The 18,530-nt window shown below is 37.8% G+C and carries 16 protein-coding genes; 2 read left to right on the top strand and 14 right to left on the bottom strand.

Annotated elements, in window-relative coordinates:
- Positions 1–2: 2 nt before the first annotated feature.
- The 5 genes from C8N37_RS01870 to C8N37_RS01850 all read right to left on the bottom strand — a co-directional run bounded on the left by C8N37_RS01870 (position 3) and on the right by C8N37_RS01850 (position 4,848).
- Positions 3–569, bottom strand: a complete 567-nt coding sequence (locus tag C8N37_RS01870; RefSeq protein WP_108157287.1) for a K(+)-transporting ATPase subunit C — start codon at positions 567–569, stop codon at positions 3–5.
- Positions 570–581: 12 nt separating this feature from the next.
- Positions 582–2,591 carry a potassium-transporting ATPase subunit KdpB gene (gene kdpB, locus C8N37_RS01865; protein WP_108157286.1) on the bottom strand — a complete coding sequence of 670 codons (2,010 nt, stop codon included), beginning with the start codon at positions 2,589–2,591 and terminating at the stop codon, positions 582–584.
- A gap of 77 nt (positions 2,592–2,668) precedes the next feature.
- Positions 2,669–4,357: a potassium-transporting ATPase subunit KdpA gene (gene kdpA / locus C8N37_RS01860; RefSeq protein ID WP_108157285.1), complete on the bottom strand. Its 1,689-nt coding sequence runs from the start codon at positions 4,355–4,357 to the stop codon at positions 2,669–2,671.
- 39 nt (positions 4,358–4,396) lie between these two features.
- Positions 4,397–4,474, bottom strand: a complete 78-nt coding sequence (kdpF, locus tag C8N37_RS23250) for a K(+)-transporting ATPase subunit F (RefSeq protein WP_108157762.1) — start codon at positions 4,472–4,474, stop codon at positions 4,397–4,399.
- Between the two features lie 14 nt (positions 4,475–4,488).
- The gene (locus C8N37_RS01850; protein WP_108157284.1) at positions 4,489–4,848 is read right to left on the bottom strand and encodes a DUF7674 family protein; all 360 of its coding nucleotides are present in this window, start codon (positions 4,846–4,848) and stop codon (positions 4,489–4,491) included.
- Between the two features lie 44 nt (positions 4,849–4,892).
- On the opposite strand from C8N37_RS01850, the gene C8N37_RS22725 reads away from it, so the two are divergent.
- Complete coding sequence (locus C8N37_RS22725; RefSeq protein WP_170114451.1) at positions 4,893–5,042, top strand: hypothetical protein; 150 nt, start codon at positions 4,893–4,895, stop codon at positions 5,040–5,042.
- Here the strand turns inward: C8N37_RS22725 and C8N37_RS22720 are convergent.
- From C8N37_RS22720 to C8N37_RS01810, 9 genes are all read right to left on the bottom strand, one after another.
- Complete coding sequence (locus tag C8N37_RS22720; RefSeq protein ID WP_153196729.1) at positions 5,031–5,171, bottom strand: hypothetical protein; 141 nt, start codon at positions 5,169–5,171, stop codon at positions 5,031–5,033. The genes C8N37_RS22725 and C8N37_RS22720 overlap by 12 nt on opposite strands.
- Positions 5,172–5,780: 609 nt before the next feature.
- Positions 5,781–7,118: a sigma-54-dependent transcriptional regulator gene (locus tag C8N37_RS01845; protein ID WP_108157283.1), complete on the bottom strand. Its 1,338-nt coding sequence runs from the start codon at positions 7,116–7,118 to the stop codon at positions 5,781–5,783.
- A gap of 66 nt (positions 7,119–7,184) precedes the next feature.
- Positions 7,185–8,108, bottom strand: a complete 924-nt coding sequence (locus C8N37_RS01840; protein ID WP_108157282.1) for a YARHG domain-containing protein — start codon at positions 8,106–8,108, stop codon at positions 7,185–7,187.
- 1 nt (position 8,109) lies between these two features.
- On the bottom strand, positions 8,110–8,670 hold the full coding sequence (locus C8N37_RS01835) for a DUF2306 domain-containing protein (protein ID WP_244914317.1): 561 nt from the start codon (positions 8,668–8,670) through the stop codon (positions 8,110–8,112).
- 136 nt (positions 8,671–8,806) lie between these two features.
- Positions 8,807–10,078, bottom strand: coding sequence for a glucose-1-phosphate adenylyltransferase (locus C8N37_RS01830; RefSeq protein ID WP_108157280.1), 1,272 nt, complete (start codon positions 10,076–10,078; stop codon positions 8,807–8,809).
- Between the two features lies 1 nt (position 10,079).
- Complete coding sequence (locus C8N37_RS01825) at positions 10,080–11,498, bottom strand: glycogen synthase (RefSeq protein WP_108157279.1); 1,419 nt, start codon at positions 11,496–11,498, stop codon at positions 10,080–10,082.
- Positions 11,498–13,408, bottom strand: a complete 1,911-nt coding sequence (glgB, locus tag C8N37_RS01820) for a 1,4-alpha-glucan branching protein GlgB (protein WP_108157278.1) — start codon at positions 13,406–13,408, stop codon at positions 11,498–11,500. The genes C8N37_RS01825 and glgB overlap by 1 nt, the downstream gene beginning before the upstream one ends.
- A gap of 27 nt (positions 13,409–13,435) precedes the next feature.
- The gene (locus tag C8N37_RS01815; RefSeq protein ID WP_108157277.1) at positions 13,436–15,892 is read right to left on the bottom strand and encodes a glycoside hydrolase family 31 protein; all 2,457 of its coding nucleotides are present in this window, start codon (positions 15,890–15,892) and stop codon (positions 13,436–13,438) included.
- A gap of 113 nt (positions 15,893–16,005) precedes the next feature.
- The gene (locus C8N37_RS01810; protein ID WP_108157276.1) at positions 16,006–17,250 is read right to left on the bottom strand and encodes an ABC transporter permease; all 1,245 of its coding nucleotides are present in this window, start codon (positions 17,248–17,250) and stop codon (positions 16,006–16,008) included.
- A 192-nt stretch (positions 17,251–17,442) separates the two neighbouring features.
- Between C8N37_RS01810 and queA the strand changes: the two genes are divergently transcribed.
- Complete coding sequence (gene queA / locus C8N37_RS01805) at positions 17,443–18,492, top strand: tRNA preQ1(34) S-adenosylmethionine ribosyltransferase-isomerase QueA (RefSeq protein ID WP_108157275.1); 1,050 nt, start codon at positions 17,443–17,445, stop codon at positions 18,490–18,492.
- Positions 18,493–18,530 lie beyond the last annotated feature (38 nt).

Here is an 18,530-nt window from a genome sequence, read left to right as displayed (position 1 = left end):
AATTATTTTGAAGCTAATTCATCTAATGCAATATTCAATTTCAACACATTTATTTTCGCTGGACCAAATAACCCCAATAATGGTTTTTCGGTATGCTCATTGACTAGTGTCTTCAAATCTGCTTCAGGTATATTGCGGATCTTTGCAATACGCTTTACCTGAACCTGAGCAGCCTGTAGTGAAACGTGCGGATCTAAGCCACTGGCACTTGCAGTAATCAGATCAGCTGGTATTTCCGCCTTAGTGATTCCTGGATTATGCACCAAAAATGTATCTATTCTGCCTTTTACCTCTTCAAGATACAAGGGATTTGAAGGACCTTTGTTACTTCCCGCAGAACCTGCTGCATTATAATTTGCAGCAGAAGGACGGGACCAAAAATAGTGATCATCTGTAAAGGCCTGACCAATGTTGCTGTAATAAGTCTTGCCTTTAAAAGTGACTATTTCACCTTTACCACCATTGGGAGCGGCTTGCGCAATTGCCCATACGGCAAAGGGATAAATGACCGCAAAAAAAACAATTAGGATAAGAGTCAGCTTTATCGCTGGTAAAATATGCTTTTTCATGTTTTCGTTTTTTTAGATAAATAAGGATACAATAAGATCGATCAATTTAATACCAACAAAAGGGACCAAAATACCACCTACACCAAAGATGAGCAGGTTGCGACGTAACAGTGCACTTGCACCAATCGGCTTGTATGCGACTCCCTTTAATGCCAATGGTATTAAAAATGGAATAATCAGTGCATTGAATATTACGGCAGATAAAATGGCACTTTCCGGACTATCTAACTGCATAATATTCAATCCCTGTAATGCAGGAATAGCCGTGATAAACAAAGCTGGAATGATCGCAAAATATTTTGCCACGTCATTTGCAATACTGAACGTAGTCAGTGTACCGCGGGTCATCAATAACTGTTTACCGATCTCCACCACTTCGATCAATTTCGTCGGATCATTATCCAAATCCACCATGTTACCCGCTTCCTTAGCAGCTTGCGTCCCACTATTCATGGCGACACCAACATCTGCCTGAGCCAGTGCTGGAGCATCATTGGTACCATCACCCATCATGGCAACCAGACGGCCATTAGCTTGTTCCATTTTGATGTAGTTCATCTTATCCTCTGGCTTAGCCTCAGCAATAAAATCATCTACTCCAGCCTTTTCGGCAATATATTTTGCTGTCAAAGGATTATCGCCAGTTACCATAACTGTTTTGATACCCATTTTCCGCAAACGTTCAAATCGCTCTTGAATCCCCGGTTTAATAACGTCCTGCAACTCAATAACACCTAAAGCAATTTCGTTTTCACAAACGACTAAGGGTGTACCTCCATTTTGAGAAATTTTAGTAACCTGATCGGTTATATCTACTGGAAATACATTTCCGGCCTGCGTAACGATATTACGGATCGCATCTGTCGCACCTTTACGAATACGGGTCTGATCAAAATCAATCCCCGAGCTTCTTGTCTCTGCCGTGAATTTGATAAAAACGGGTGCATTGATTGGATACGCCAACGGATTAACACCAGCCAACTCAATGATTGATTTTCCTTCAGGAGTTTCATCACTCATCGAACTTAATACAGCAGCTTTAATCAATTGCTCTTCGGCTATACCTTTAGTTGGATAAAAATGAGTTGCTTTACGGTTACCGATGGTAATGGTACCTGTTTTATCCAATAATAGGACATCAATATCTCCAGCTGTCTCTACTGCTTTTCCGCTTTTAGTAATGACATTTGCCCGCAACGCTCTATCCATTCCTGCGATACCAATGGCGGATAATAATCCACCAATCGTAGTTGGTATCAAACAGATAAATAGTGAAATGAAAGCTGCAATTGTAATAGGCGCCTGCGCATAATCAGCAAAAGGTTTTAAGGTTACGGTCACAATAATGAATACCAACGTAAATCCTGCCAAAAGAATGGTCAGTGCAATTTCATTAGGTGTTTTTTGACGACTTGCTCCTTCTACCAAAGCGATCATTTTATCTAAAAAACTTTCACCTGGTTCGGTCGTTACTTTTACCTGTATCTTATCGGACAATACTTTTGTTCCTCCTGTTACACTACTTTTATCTCCTCCGGCTTCACGAATGACTGGAGCTGACTCCCCTGTGATCGCGCTTTCGTCTATGGTTGCCAAGCCCGAGATAATCTCACCATCAGAGGGAATGATATCACCTGCTTCACAGATAAAAACATCTCCTTTGACCAATTGTGAGGAAGAAATCATTTTCCCATCAGCCAATTTTGCTGGCGTTTCCTCTCTTGTTTTACGTAAACTATCCGCTTGAGCTTTTCCCCTTGCCTCGGCAATAGCTTCTGCAAAATTGGCAAATAGCAGGGTAAGCAATAAAATCAGAAATATGGTGAAGTTATAACCAAAACTACCTTGTGATGATTCTCCTGTTAAAATCCATAAACTGACTAGCATCATCACAAAAGTTCCGATCTCTACCGTAAACATAACGGGATTACGAAACATCAGTTTAGGGTTCAATTTCACGAAAGACTGTTTGCAAGCTTGCAATAACATGTCACTCTGAAATAATGATTGATTCTTATTCATTTTTAAATATTTATATAGATGATGGCAACGACCGTTTTTACGATATAAGCCAACGATCCGTTACCATTCAAATGAGATTAACGCATAGAAAAATATTCTGCAATAGGACCTAAGGTTAGGGCAGGGAAAAATGACAATGCTGCTACGATGATGATTACTGTAAATACCAAAATCCCAAAAGTTGCCGTATCCGTTTGCAAAGTTCCTTCTCCTTCAGGAATAAACTTTTTCTTAGCCAACAAGCCAGCAATTGCTACAGGCCCTATAATCGGCAAGAAGCGTGATAGGATCAAAACGATACCGGTACTGATATTCCACCAAGGTGTATTATCCCCTAAACCTTCGAATCCACTTCCATTATTTGCTGATGAGGAGGTATATTCATATAAAATCTCACTGAATCCATGAAATCCTGGATTGTTTAATGTTGATGCCCCTTGTGCAGGAAACGCTGTTGCTAAACCGGCGCTGATTAAGATCAGAAAGGGATGAATCAATGCAATGATCATCGCAATCTTCATTTCTCTTGCTTCTATTTTTTTACCTAAGAACTCGGGTGTTCGACCGACCATTAAGCCACTGATAAATACCGCCAAAATAATGAAGATGAAAAAGTTCAGAATACCAACACCAGCACCTCCATAGAAACTATTGATCATCATCGCCAATAATTCATTCATTCCGGAAAGTGGCATGGAACTATCGTGCATGGAATTGACAGATCCGGTTGAAATCACTGTTGTCACAATGCTCCAGAATCCAGATGTCGCTGCACCAATTCGGATTTCTTTCCCTTCCATTGCACCTAATGACTGGTCGATTCCCATGCTTGTTAGAGCAGGGTTACCTTCCATTTCCATCTTGATATTGGGAATTGCAAGCATCAAAAAACCTACGGTCATCACGGCAAACATCATCCACGATAGTTTTCTTCTCTTGATAAAGTAACCGAAAGCGAAGATCATGGCAAATGGGACAATCATCTGTGCGGCCATTTCTACCATATTGCTGAGGTAAGTTGGATTTTCAAAAGGGTGAGCCGAATTGGTCCCAAAAAAACCACCTCCATTTGTGCCGATGTGTTTGATCGCAACAAATGCAGCGGCAGGTCCCCGTGAGACTTGAACCGTATCTCCTTGCAGGTTCACTATGGTATCCTTGCCCTCGAATGTCATAGGCGTACCTTGAAAAGCAAGTACAATCGCTACAGCAAAGGATAGGGGAAGTAAAATCCGTGTACAAGATTTTATAAAATATTCGTAAAAATTACCAAGATCTATCGCTGTTTTATCTCTAAAAGCTCTAAAAAGAGTGACTGCCGCAGCCATACCTGTACCTGCGCTGACAAATTGTAAGAACATGAGCCAGTATTGTCCTAGATAGCTCACTCCTGTTTCACCTGAATAATGCTGTAAATTACAGTTCACAACAAAAGAGATGACTGTGTTGAATGCCAAGTCTGCAGTCATGCTTGGATTTTGATCCGGATTTAAAGGTAAAACTCCTTGCGTCATCAGTACCAGCATTCCCAACAGAAACCAGATCATATTGATGGTGAGCATCGCAGCCATATGTTGCTTCCAACTCATTTCAACCTTTGGGTCTATACCTGTGAGTTTATAAAATAATCTTTCAATCGGATTGAAAACGGGATCAAAGATGGTCTTATTTCCAGCAAATACTTGAGCAATATATTTCCCTAAAGGAATTGCTAAAGCAATCGTACCAAGAAACATGACGATTATGGCTATTATTTCTGTATTCATAATTAAATTTTAAATATAATTTCATTCACAGTTTGACTGTTAAAACTGTTCGGGCTTTAGTAATACATACACGATGTATGCAAACACGCCTACTGCTACTATGAGTAATCCTACCATCGTTTACTATAATTTTAATTTTCTAATATCGTTTTTAGATATTCCTTCCTCAATTCCTTGGGAAGCATGTCCAGATGTTTTTTTAGACTTGATGGACTTTCTTCTATGGATAATTTCGTCAGAAATTCATTTTCGATCGCATTACGGGTATATTGATTCCCGCCTTGGTAGATCAAATTCACCACTTTTGCAATTTCCGCAGCATCTGCATATTCATATTCATTCCCTGAATTGATCTTTTTCAAACACTCTTCGGCTAATTTTCCCAATAGAAGATAATCAGCTATGGCATGGTCTTTTATTTCTTTGTCCAAAATCCAACTACGAGATTCCGGTATCCATTCTTCGAGCGTACTCATCATTTTTGATTTCATCCTACTTACTTTTTTATCATTTGTGTCAAGAGCTCAACTAAATTATGTTTACTATTTACCTAGATAACTTAGCTCTTGGCTTTGTATTAAATCTGATCAAAGAAGTCAATCGATTTAAAAAACAGTGCAAAACAAATTACACCGACAACTGTCAATACTATGGTGATCATATCTACTTTAATTTAGGTGCTTAGGATATCTACAAATTTCACTACTGCAAAAGTTACGATCGCAACAAAGGCAATTTTCAACAATCCCTGCGTGATGCCACACTTCCAGTACCTGTCGTACTGCCTGATTTTTTTCCATTTTGAATTTAACATGAGTATTCATTTTGGAATGGGGAATGCCAATATTATTCCAAGTCAAACGCAAAAACATCAAAAACCTATAAAACAGCAGGTTAAGACAAAACAGTAAAAAAACAGAAACAAAAAAGCCTATCATTTTGATAGGCTCTATATCATAATAGAAGGATTTACTTCAATATACAGGATGCCCGACTATAAAGATGTGGAGCCTTTATATCTAATCAATGCTACTACGCTGCAATACAAAAAAGGAAGTAATGCAGTATATCTTATACCTAGAAGTAGGGTCAAAAAATAATGATATCATGCTGAAAGTACGGTAATAGTGGACTTAACACGGACTCACCACGGACTTAACACGGATTTATGCTCTATGAAGTATGAATATAGCATAAATTTAGGATGAAGAAAACTCGAATAACCGCTTATACGAACTGCACTTATTAACAAGCTAACAACACTAAAAAATTAGGTTTAATAAACCTTAAGAAATGATTTTTCGAGATTTAATAAGAGATTATCCATATCCTTAAGGAATGGATAACCGTAAACTGGACTCACATTTGATCTAGTAATGATCCACCAGCGAGTCCGAGTCAATAAATGGAAACTTCATATTCATTAGTTTAATTTATACTCTTCGATCTTACGATAAAGTGTTGCAATACCAATTTCCAAAAGACGGGCCGTCTCCGCTTTATTACCCTGCGTATGCTGCAATACTTTTTGAATATGTAGTTTTTCTACGCTTGCCATGGAAAACGCAGATAACATTTTTGTTCCTGACTCCATCGCTACATGAGCAAAAGGAAGAGTTTCGACGCCTAGTATATCGGTATCGGATAAAATTACACTCCGCTCAATACAATTCTTAAGTTCGCGAATATTTCCTTTCCAATCATGATTTTCTAATGCAGTAAGGTATTCAGTTGAAATTTGTAGCTCCTTTCTCTTTGCGCGCAAAGAGAATATTTGGGTAAAATGATGAGCCAATAATCGAATGTCCTGTTTACGTTCTCGCAATGCCGGCAAATAAATACTGAATACCGAAAGACGGTAAAAGAGATCACTTCTGAAGTGTTCATTTGCTATCTCTTGCTCTAGATTCCGATTCGTTGCCGCAATAATACGGACATCGACTTTTGTTACTTTTGTTTCACCAATTTTCAGAAATTCACCAGTTTCCAATACTCTTAATATCTTGGCTTGCAATTCGATCGGCATCTCTCCTATCTCATCTAAAAAAATAGTTCCTTTATTCGCTTCTTCGAAAAGTCCTCTTTGATCTTTCATTGCACCTGTAAAGGAACCAGCTTTATGTCCAAAAAGTTCACCTTCTAATAATTCTTTACTGAAGGCGGCACAGTTAATGGCAACAAAGTTAAATTTACTGCGGTTACTTGCTTGATGTACTGCTTGTGCAAAAACCTCTTTTCCAGTGCCCGTATCACCCGTCAATAACACTGTTGTATCCGTTACGGCAACTCTTTTAGCTAGATCAATCGCATTTAAGATCGCTTTGGATTTCCCTATAATCTGATCAAAGGAATAACGATCGCCTAGCTGTTTTTCGAGCTGTTGCACCCGCTTTGCCAACGACACTTTTTCACTGGCATTGTATACCAAGGGAATGATCTTGTTATTATCATCTCCTTTAGTAATATAATCAAAAGCACCATTTTTCATTGCTTGCACACCATCTGGTATATTTCCATATGCTGTCAATAAAATAATTTCAAGACATGGATATTTGACCTTGATTACTTTAGTGATATCTACACCACTCCCATCAGGTAATTTGACATCGCAAATAACGACGTCAATATCTTGCTCTTCCAACCTTTTAAGCCCCTTCTTGAGGTCTGATGCTTGAAATACCTCGTAACCTTCAAGTGTCATTATTCTAGCAAGTAATGTACGAATCTTTTCTTCGTCGTCAATGATTAGGATAGTGCTCAATGCTTAAAATTTAGATATCAAACTTAGATAAATTTTACACGATTATAATGGAAAATTAAAAAATATTTAGCGACCGAATTGATCGTAATTATCTGTTGCATATTTTTCAAATCGTGTCAATATAGCGATGTTATCACGTTCCAATTTTGACAGCTCTTTGGTTACATCATTAGAAACTGGCACATACCAATCTACAGGATCAAAGAATTGACGCACATTAATTTTGGTAAAAGCATAGCCGTGTCTCGCAAAAATTGTATTTCGAATAATCTCTAAATCCAACTTCTTGAGGTTTTTCAAATCTCCTTCTGTCAACTTCATTTTGGAACCATTCAATTTAAATACTGCTGGAGATGCTGCCCGATACAGATCATTGATGTAGGTATACGTTGTGTCACCATCTTCAACTGTCCGAGTTTCCTTTTTTGAGGCATACCAATCTATTAATGGTTCACTATTCTCATCATTGGGCAACATGAGATTGGCATTATATACAAACTGCTTTTTCGTCAGTTTAAAATTACGCTTTCTAACATTTACTCCTTGATCAAAAGCGGTCCAGGATCCGACCAGCGTATCGTTATTCCATTTAAATTCAAATCGTCCATCAGATTTTTTATCCCCTGGTTCATCCAGGATAAATGATATCAAACTTCCGTTCTCTTCGATTTTCCCGACCAATGGTCTTAAATTGCCTTTCACCACATTTTGACCAATTACCGTATCAGCAGTGATTCGTTTGATTGTCAAATTAATTTTAGGACTGTAATCAAATCCAGCAGGAAATTCTCCCTTATTTTGAAGAATTTCTTCGGAGACCTTTTCATCGACCGTAAAGTCACCTACCCAATTCCCATACAATTCTTTGTGAATCTCATTTTCAACAACAGCTGAAACTGAATCAGGTGGCATTGAAGATTTTTTATTCGTTTTATTATGACAAGAAGCTAATGCTGCAAATCCGAGCACTGCAAAAAAAAGTCTTTTCATCTTATTTATTTTGGTTAATAATCCACTCTGCTATCAATAGATTTGGAATCCAACCTAACCAGGCAATCAGCGGATACACATCCATAGGGTTAGGCTGAAAGAAATACACTAATATCACTTTCCAATAGCGCAAAGTTAATGCCGAACATGTCAAAGCAAAACTTCTGATCATAAAATTTTTATGTGCTTTAAAATCTCCATTCTTTGCTTTTAGGACAGCTTGGAGCGTATAATAAAACCATGATACGGCTAATAAGGTAAAAGCAACTTGGGCTACAAGTCCACCATTTGCTTTCATCCCAATCAAAAAACCTGAAGGCGCTGCAAAAAATAAGATGACAACAACGTATAGATAGCCGAGTGTTTTGTGTAGGTCGGGAAATGTTTTTAAAATGGTTTTATTAAACTGTGTAAATCCAGCTGGCAATGCTAGAATAGCAAAGATGACATGGATATAAAAGGCATATTTATACCAACTAATCTCTGTAATCTCTGTTTGCTTAATTTGTAAAAATGAAGCATCTAATTCAAAATTTCGATATCGCCACGTAATTTCGCCCATCAACATACAGCTATATGCAAACAGCAGTATTAGAACCAAATTAAAGGTGATATTTTTCCAACCCGAAATCATGATCACTCAATTGATTGAATTCAGGTAATTAGCAATACTAATTACCTGAATGAAGAAATTTAACTTAACATCCAATCGTTACACCATTTACGATAACGGCTTCTTTTTTGACCACCACTATGCCATCACAAACGGCATAAGTCTCAAAATCGCCATCTTTCAGATGCTTCCCTCCTTTTATCCTGACATTATTGCCAATACGGCAATTTTTATCTAAAATTGCATTTTCGATATAGCATCGTTCACCAACTCCGACAGGTGGAGGCGCTTGGGTACTTCCCAGTTCTAACACATCTTCCAATTGCTCATAATAGTCGCTACCCATCATGTACGTATTTTTAATCACTGTACCATGACCAATGCGGGAACGAATACCTATCAAGGATCGTTGAATTTTATCACCATTCAGAATACATCCATCGGCCACAATTGTATTATTTAATGTGGTACCCGATATTTTGGAAGGAGGCAACATACGCGCTCTTGTATAAACCGTTTCATTAAACAAGTTGAAATCGGGAATATCATCTGTTAGTCCAATATTAGCTTCGAAAAAAGAACTTATGGTACCAATATCTGTCCAATATCCATCAAATTGATAACTCAGTACATTTTTAGAATCTATACTTTCCGGAATGATTTCTTTTCCAAAATCCATTCCTGGATTTTCTTTTAACAAAGAGGCCAATATACCTTTTGAAAAAACATAAATTCCCATAGAAGCTAAATAATGACGTCCACGCTTGTCCATCTCTTCCGAAACTTCAGAACTCCAGTTTACCAATTCTTCTTTATTGGGTTTTTCAGTAAAGGAAGTAATGATATTATTTTCATCAGATTTAAGTATTCCAAATCCCGTTGCATCCTTAGCGCTTACGGGTATTGTAGCAATCGTGACATCGCCTTTGTTTTTAACATGAAAATCGACTAGCGCGGCGTAATCCATTTGATACAATTGATCTCCGGATAATATCAATACATAATCGTAATCGACATTCAACAAATTCTTTTGTGTTCTTCTCACCGCATCAGCTGTTCCTTCAAACCAACGATCACCTTCATTATTTTGATCTGCAGCCAAGATGTCTACAAATCCTTTACTAAAAATACTGAAATTATAAGCATTTTTAATGTGCTTATTTAAAGATGCCGAATTATACTGCGTCAGCACAAAGATTTTATTATATCCGGAATTTAAACAATTAGAAATCGGAATATCCACCAAACGGTATTTACCTGCAATTGGTACAGCTGGTTTTGAGCGCTGTTCCGTCAAAGGGTACAAACGAGTACCTCGTCCTCCCCCCAAAACAATAGAGACTACTTTGTGTGACATATTAATTCAATAATTTAGTATACAAATCCAAGTATTTTTGAGCCGACTTATGCCATGAAAAATCCAAATTCATTTCCTTATCTCTAATTTCTGATAACAAGTCGGCTTGCGCAACAATTTCTAAAGCCCGTACCGCACCTTCGGATGCATCGACAACACTTGCTTCGGGAAATACAATCCCATAACCATTTGGCTCTTCCATATCTATAACGGTATCTTTGAGACCTCCTATACCTCTAACTACAGGGATTGTTCCATACTGAAGCGCATATAATTGGTTTAATCCACAAGGCTCCACACGAGAAGGCATCAGCAACAAGTCTGTTGCTGCATATACCTGATGGGCTAGTGATTCGTTATAACCAAAATAAACGGCAAACTGTTGTGGATATTTTTCCATCATCTGTTGCAATGCAGCCTGAATATCTTGATCACCAGAGCCTAAAATAAATATACTCATTTTAGCCTTAACTTTTCCTAAAAGTTGATCAATTATTTCAGCTAATAAATCTGCTCCTTTTTCAATAGCAAATCGACCAATAAACGACATCAAGGGCAAAGAAGGATCTAGCTTGTATTGTTGACATAGTGCTTTTTTATTTTCATACTTACCTTTTTTCACCGAAGTGGAATCATACTGAGTATGAATCAGCTTATCTAATAGTGGATTCCAATATTCGGTATCGATGCCATTCACGATGCCATAGCCTTTTTGAGATTCCGCTCTAAATAAAGCTTGTAATCCATTTGCATCCACATACAATTCTTTCAGATAGCCTTCTGATACCGTAGAAAATGCATCGCAACATTTCACTGCTGCCGCCATTGGATTGATCAGACCGTCCCAATCCAGCACCCCCCATCGCCACGTATCAAAACTGGGCAATAAAATTCCTTTACTCCAGTTCATCCAACCTTGATACTGTCCATTATGAACTGTAAAAAGTGTTTTGACTTGTGAAAGCTGTTGAAAGTCATGGCTGTATTTTAGCAGGAAAGGAACCAATCCAACATGATGATCATGGCAATTGATCAGATCGGGTATGATCTGCTCTGCCTTTAACCAATGTAAAAATGCATGTTGAAAAGACAACCACTGATCCGCTTCATCGGGATAACAATAAACCTCCTCCCGATCTAACTTTCCAGGTATTCGAATCAGATACAATGGAAATCCAAGTTGGTCACTTGCTTCTTTCCATATTTCATAATGCAGTTGTTCTGATCCCTGATAAAAAGAACCAGAAGCGATCTGATCAAACTTATTTTCTTGTGTAAATTTTCGATCATACCAAGGCATCACCACAGATGCATCAATTCCAAGCTTGCGTTGATATTTTGGCAAAGCGCCTACTACATCGGCCAATCCACCAACCTTTGCTACAGGAAAACATTCGACACTTAGATGTATTACTTTCATTATGCTTTTCGTTTTAATATTAGGCCACCAAGGGGAGGCAATGTCATCACTATGGATTGATCAAACCCCATCCAGTGTACTGTATTGGAATTATATGATGAGACTACTATACCACTTCCGTAGAAATCCAGTTGGTCCGAATTTAAAATTTCCTCCCAGACTCCATTTTTTGGAACTCCCATACGAAAGTCTTGCCTTACCACAGGAGTTAAATTTAAGACGATCAATAGATCATCCTTTTCTTCATACCCTTTACGTAAATAAGCAAACACACTATTTTTATCATCGCCTTGTTCTACCCATTGAAATCCTTCTTGTAAAAATGCTTTTTGATATAGCGCAGGTTGATTTTTGTAAGTATGATTTAATTGACTAATAAATTTAAGCATACCGCTATGGGGTGCATGTTCCAGTAGGTGCCAATCCAACGATTTATTTTCATTCCACTCTGCTTTCTGTGCAAATTCATCCCCCATAAATAATAGTTTTGTCCCTGTTAATGTGAACATATATAAATAGAGCACTCTTAAATTGGCAAATTTCTGCCATTCATCACCTGGCATTTTATCTAACAGAGCATGTTTTCCATGCACAACTTCATCATGAGACAAAGGCAGCATGAAATTTTCATGATAAGCATATACTGTTGCGAAAGTGAGTTTATGATGATGGTAACTTCGATTTATTGGATCTTCTTTAAAGTAGTCTAAAGTATCATGCATCCATCCCATCATCCATTTCATTCCAAAGCCTAAGCCTCCGGAAAATGTTGGCTTACTCACTCCTGGCCATGACGTTGATTCCTCTGCTATGGTCTGTACATCAGGATAATGTTGATATACAGCTTCATTGAGTTCTTTGAGAAAGTGAACTGCTTCCAGGTTTTCCCTGCCTCCAAATTCATTAAGTTCCCATTCTCCTTCATTTCGGGAATAATCCAGATAAAGCATGGAGGCGACAGCATCCACGCGTAATCCATCTACATGATAGCGATCCAGCCAAAAGAGCGCATTACTGATCAAAAAAGATCGTACCTCATTTCTTCCGTAATTAAAGATATATGATTTCCAGTCTGGGTGAAAACCTTTTCTTATATCTTCATGTTCATAGAGACAACTACCGTCAAAACGATGTAATCCGTGTGCATCACCAGGATAATGCGAAGGTACCCAATCGAGAATCACACCGATATGATGTTGGTGTAACGCTTCTATTAGATACATCAGATCTTGAGGTCCTCCATATCGAGATGATGCGGCAAAATATCCGGTGATCTGATACCCCCAAGAAGGATAAAAAGGATGCTCCATAACCGGCAAAAACTCGACATGCGTAAATCCTGTTTCTAAGATATAGGGAACTAAGCGGTCTGCAATTTCACGGTAAGACAGCAATCTTTCTGGATCTGATGGGTCGCGTTGCCAAGATCCTAAGTGCATTTCATACACAGACATAGGCTTGTCCAAACTATTGAATTGAGCTCGCTGCGAGATCCAATTGGAGTCTTGCCACTCATACCAGGTTGTACCCACTATGGATGCTGTCTTTGGTGGCAATTCGCAAATCAAAGCAAAAGGATCTGCTTTTTCCAATTGCTCTCCATTGGTCGACTGGATATGGTATTTATATACCTCCCCAATACCAATATGAGGAATAAAACCTTCCCAAATACCACTTCCGTCCCAACGCACATGCAGTAGATGCATATGCGGATTCCAGCCATTAAAATTTCCAGTTACAGAAACCTGACTTGCATTGGGAGCCCAAACGGCAAAGTAAACACCAGAATTACCGGCGTGTTCAACCACATGAGAACCAAATTTCTCATACAATTTATAATGTCTTCCAGCCCTAAATAAGGATACATCAAATGCTGTCAGCAACGAAAAAACTTCTACTGGTTGACTCATGATCAGATTAGGTTTAATAATCGTAAATTATGCTATAATTAAATTTCTAAAATCTTTTTCTATCAAAACATAGTCATTACCCAATTCATCTTTTGACAAGGTAACTTCAACGCCATCTGCCTTGATTGTTTTTACTTCAAAAGGAATCCCTACTAAATAGATTTTGTAATCATCAAACCTTTCATTGTACAATCCCTCTACTTGTTGTAATATAACCAGCGTATTTTCTGTTCCTTCTAAAAGAAAATGTTTTTCAGCATAGACACTCTGTTCATAAGCAAATGTATCGCCATGATCTGCATAGATATAGGAGTCAAACTTTCCCTTACTATAATATACATTTAGTTTTAATGCGTCTATTTTGTGCTCAAATGTATATTGCATCACTGGATACTCAGGAATAACACTTCCTCCTTTGATAAAAATAGGCATCTCATCCAAAGGAGTATCGATCGTATGTTCCTGTGAACCCGCATATTTCTGTAAGTTGAAATAATAATACCAATCACCTTCTGGTAGATACACAACTTTGTTTTTTTGATCAGGATTCATCACAGGTGAAACTAAAATTTTATCACCGAAACAAAATTCTTCTTCCCGAATTAAATTTTTTGGAATATGTTGTTCAACCAAAGAGATCGGTCTTAATATCGGTTCTCCATACCGATGTTGTTGCCAAAATACCGTATAGATATAAGGCAATAACTTATATCTCATTTCAATAAATTTCTTGCAAATAGCCTCCCACTCTGGTCCAAAACTCCAAGGTTCGCGATCACGCGTATCACCGGCGGAGTGCACACGCATAAAGGGAGAAAACACACCAAATTGCATCCAACGCGTGAAAAGTTCACCATCCGGTTCCCCTGTAAATCCTCCGATATCTGTTCCGCAAAAAGATAGTCCTGAAACAGACAGTCGCTGCAATTGAAGAAGTCCAATCCGCAAATGCTCCCAGGTGGCAATATTATCTCCTGTCCATACCGATGAAAAACGTTGGGTGCCAGAATATGCTGCCCTAGTGATGGTAAAAGGACGTTTATTTTTATATAGTTTTTTCAAGCCATCATATGTTGACCGAACCATTTGCATACCATATATATTGTGGGCTTTACGGTGTGATCCTCGGTATCCATCGTAATTGTGGCGGACATCATCTGGAAAAGTGCCACGTCCAAATACGGCTGGTTCATTCATATCATTCCAAAATCCGGCAACACCATCATCAACCAAGCCTTTATATAAAGTACCCCACCATTCCCTTACTGCTGGATTTGTAAAATCAGGAAACTGACATCTTCCTGGCCATACAAAACCCTCCATAAAATAATCATCTCCACGACGACAGAAATACCTATTTTGCTGTCCTTCTTTAAATACCCAATAATTTTCATCGACCTTAATTCCTGGATCAATCATAACTACGGTTTTAAAACCATTGGCAGCCAAGTCTGAAATCATTTTTTTAGGGTCGGGAAAATACTGTTTATTCCAAGTAAAACAGCGATATCCATCCATATAGTCGATATCTAAATAAATGGCATCACAAGGAATTTCTCTTTTCCTAAATTCAGCCGTAACGTCTCTTACATTTTGCTCGGGATAATAACTCCAGCGACATTGGTGATAACCGATACCCCATAGAGGTGGCATAAAATGGGTACCCGTGATGCTGTGATAACGTTTTACCACATCCATCATATTAGGCCCATGGATATAATAATATTGCATCTCTCCTCCCTCAGACCAAAAACTTGTCCGTTGCTTATTTTCAGAAGCAAAATCGAAAAATGTTCTAAAGGTATTGTCGAAGAATATACCATAGGCTTCACCGCCTGTCACTCCAATATAAAAAGGAATCGTTTTATAAAGAGGGTCTTGATTAAACGCATAGCCGTAGGTGTCTGAATTCCAATTTTTAAAACGTTTTCCGCGCAGATTTAGGTTCGTAGCTTTATCTCCTAAACCAAAGAATGCTTCATCTTCATGTGCTTTTTTACTACAGTAAACATAATAACCTCCAAAATCAGGATTTTCTTCCCAGTGCATAGGTTTATCATCGGCACTAAAGACTTTACCGAAAAGGTCTTGAAATGAAACCAAAAAATCTGCTTTACGAATAGAACAAATAACTTTATTCGTTTTTACATAAAAACTAGTTTCATCCTCTTCTACGGAAAACGATACAGCATGTTGATCGGTATCGATAACCGCATAGGAAAAATCATCCAAAAATGAACCTTGTGGTGCTAAACGGACACGAATAATTTCATCTGAAACAACACGGATTTCGACTTTTGCAATACCATCAGTAAAGTAAAACGTATTGCGATCTTTACTATAGGACCTCACTCGAGCAAGATACTTTTTCTCTATAGTCGGTAGGTCTAATACGGGATTATTAACATGGTGTACAGTACCATCAGATGTTTCATCACCTAACAATTCACTTGCAAATTCCTCTTTTTTAATTGAGTCTGCCATAGTATCTATTCTTTAAATAATTTAATGAGTTTAAGCTGAACTTAAATTACAATAAATAACACAAAAACTCGCTACTTGTGCGCTTAAAGAGTAAAATATTTTTATTTTATAGCCTATTTGCTACGTATAGCTTCTACAGGATCTAACCTAGAAGCCATTAAAGCGGGAACTATGCCTGATATCAAGCCTATTAATGTGGAAATAAAAACGGTTAACAACACCATTTTCAAACTCACCACGATCGTCATTCCGATCGCTAATTTTACTAATAGGGTGATTAAAAATACAATGGAGAGACCAATAGCACCACCTAATAAGCAAAGGACAATGGATTCGATCAAAAATTGAGATAGTATAAAGAAATTTTTAGCTCCCAGAGCTTTTTGGATACCAATAATATGTGTCCGCTCTTTGACGCTCACAAACATAATATTTGCAATACCAAACCCGCCAACTAATACGGAAAAGATGCCTATACAAAAACCCGCTAAATTGACTATTCCAAATAATTTATCCAGTTGTGAAGTAATCATAGTGGTTTGATTGATAGAAAAATCGTCTTCGCGCTGTGGTGCTATACGATGGATAGATCGCATCAACACTTTAATTTCGCTTTCCGCTTCAGCTAAAGAATATTTAGACATCACTCGAATCGCTATACTTGGAGAAAAATTATCATAATTCACCAAATTTCGAGCAAGTTCGAAAGGAATAAATGCACTATTATCGGGAGAGGTATTGATTAATACTCCTTCTCCTTCTTTTTTCAAAATTCCTACCACCTGAACTTTTCTTCCCAACATATTGACATATTTGCCTAGTGGATCGCTATTAGGGAACAGTCCTTCGGCAATAGTAGCTCCTAGTACCGTTACTAACGATCCTGCGCGAGTTTCACTCTCCACAAAATATCTTCCCTTTTCAACATTGAAGTTTTGTATGCTATATTGGTCTTGGGTACCTGCAGAAATCATAACCCCAGAGGCATTATTATTTTTATATTTAATGGTTGAACCACCGATATTGATGATATAGGCTATTTTATCGGCCGTGGTGATCCGTTCCTTAAGTGCTAAAAAATCTTCATATTTCGGTTCTGGTCTATTCAAATACTTCCACCAAGGAAAATCTGGGCCACCAGTCCATGGCCATTTTTCGATGTATAAAGTGTTGGAGCCTATTTTTTTCACAGAATCTTCGATGTTATTCCTTAATGTATCGACAGCCGAAAATACACCAATAATCGTCAAAATACCTATTGTAACCCCTAATAAGGACAATAACGTACGGGTACGATTATCTTTTAATGCTGACAATGCGAATTTCGCACTTTCTTTTATGAGACCTATAACTAGCATATTCAGGTTCTAAAATACAATTTAGTTTTGGTTTTATGTCAAAATGAATTCATTAATCAATTTAATACCGAAAGAGACTCCCTTTTAACTAAAAAATTACCTACCTTTGTATGCTTATTTATGTTCCGATAAGTCTGTTCTTTGGAGCTTAAATACATATACAGGCAATCATTTAAAATATCAATATTAAAGATGAAGTTATCTCAATTTAAATTCAACTTACCAGAGTCTCTTTTGGCGTCTGAACCAACTGAAAATCGTGACGAATCACGCTTAATGGTCTTACACCGCGATACTGGTAAAATTGAGCATAAAATTTTCAAAGATGTATTAGATTACTTTGATGACAAAGATGTCATGATTTTAAATAATACTAAAGTTTTTCCAGCACGTTTATATGGTAACAAAGAAAAAACTGGTGCTACTATCGAAGTATTCTTGTTACGTGAATTAAACAAAGAGCTCCGCTTATGGGATGTTTTGGTTGATCCTGCTCGTAAAATCCGCGTAGGTAATAAACTTTATTTTGGAGATGATGATCTATTAGTCGCTGAGGTTGTCGATAACACGACCTCTCGTGGACGTACTATCCGTTTCTTATTTGATGGCACGGATGAAGAATTCCGTCGTAATATTGAGATTTTAGGAGAAACACCTCTTCCAAAATACATCACGCGTAAAGCGACTCCTGAGGATAAATTCCGATACCAAACGATCTATGCTAAAAACGAAGGTGCTGTAGCTGCTCCAACGGCCGGTCTTCACTTCTCCCGGGAGTTGATGAAACGATTGGAATTGAAAGGTGTTGATTTTGCTGAAGTAACCCTACACGTTGGTTTAGGAACATTCAGAACAGTTGAAGTAGAAGATTTAACAAAACATAAAATGGATTCTGAGCAGTTTATCATCACAGATGAAGCTGCGAAAACTGTTAATAAAGCTATTGATCTGAAAAGAAGAGTATGTGCTGTAGGTACTACCTCTATGCGTGCTATCGAATCTGCAGTTTCTGCTGATCGCCATTTAAAACCGGCTAATGATTGGACCAGCAAATTTATCTATCCACCATACGATTTCAGCATCGCAAACTCCATGATTACCAACTTCCATACACCAGAATCTACTTTATTAGTGATGATTGCTGCATTTGGAGGATATGAGCATGTGATGAACGCATACGAACAAGCTGTAAAAGAAAAATATAGATTCTATAGCTATGGCGATGCCATGTTGATTATCTAATCAACTTCTTAAAAAGATTAACGTGGATAAGTATGCTA

The sequence above is a fragment of the Sphingobacterium faecium genome (genome assembly GCF_003054045.1).
Taxonomy (GTDB): Bacteria; Bacteroidota; Bacteroidia; order Sphingobacteriales; family Sphingobacteriaceae; genus Sphingobacterium; species Sphingobacterium faecium.
The sequence above is the reverse complement of the archived record's forward strand: the minus strand, read 5'-3'. Positions and strand labels throughout refer to the sequence as shown.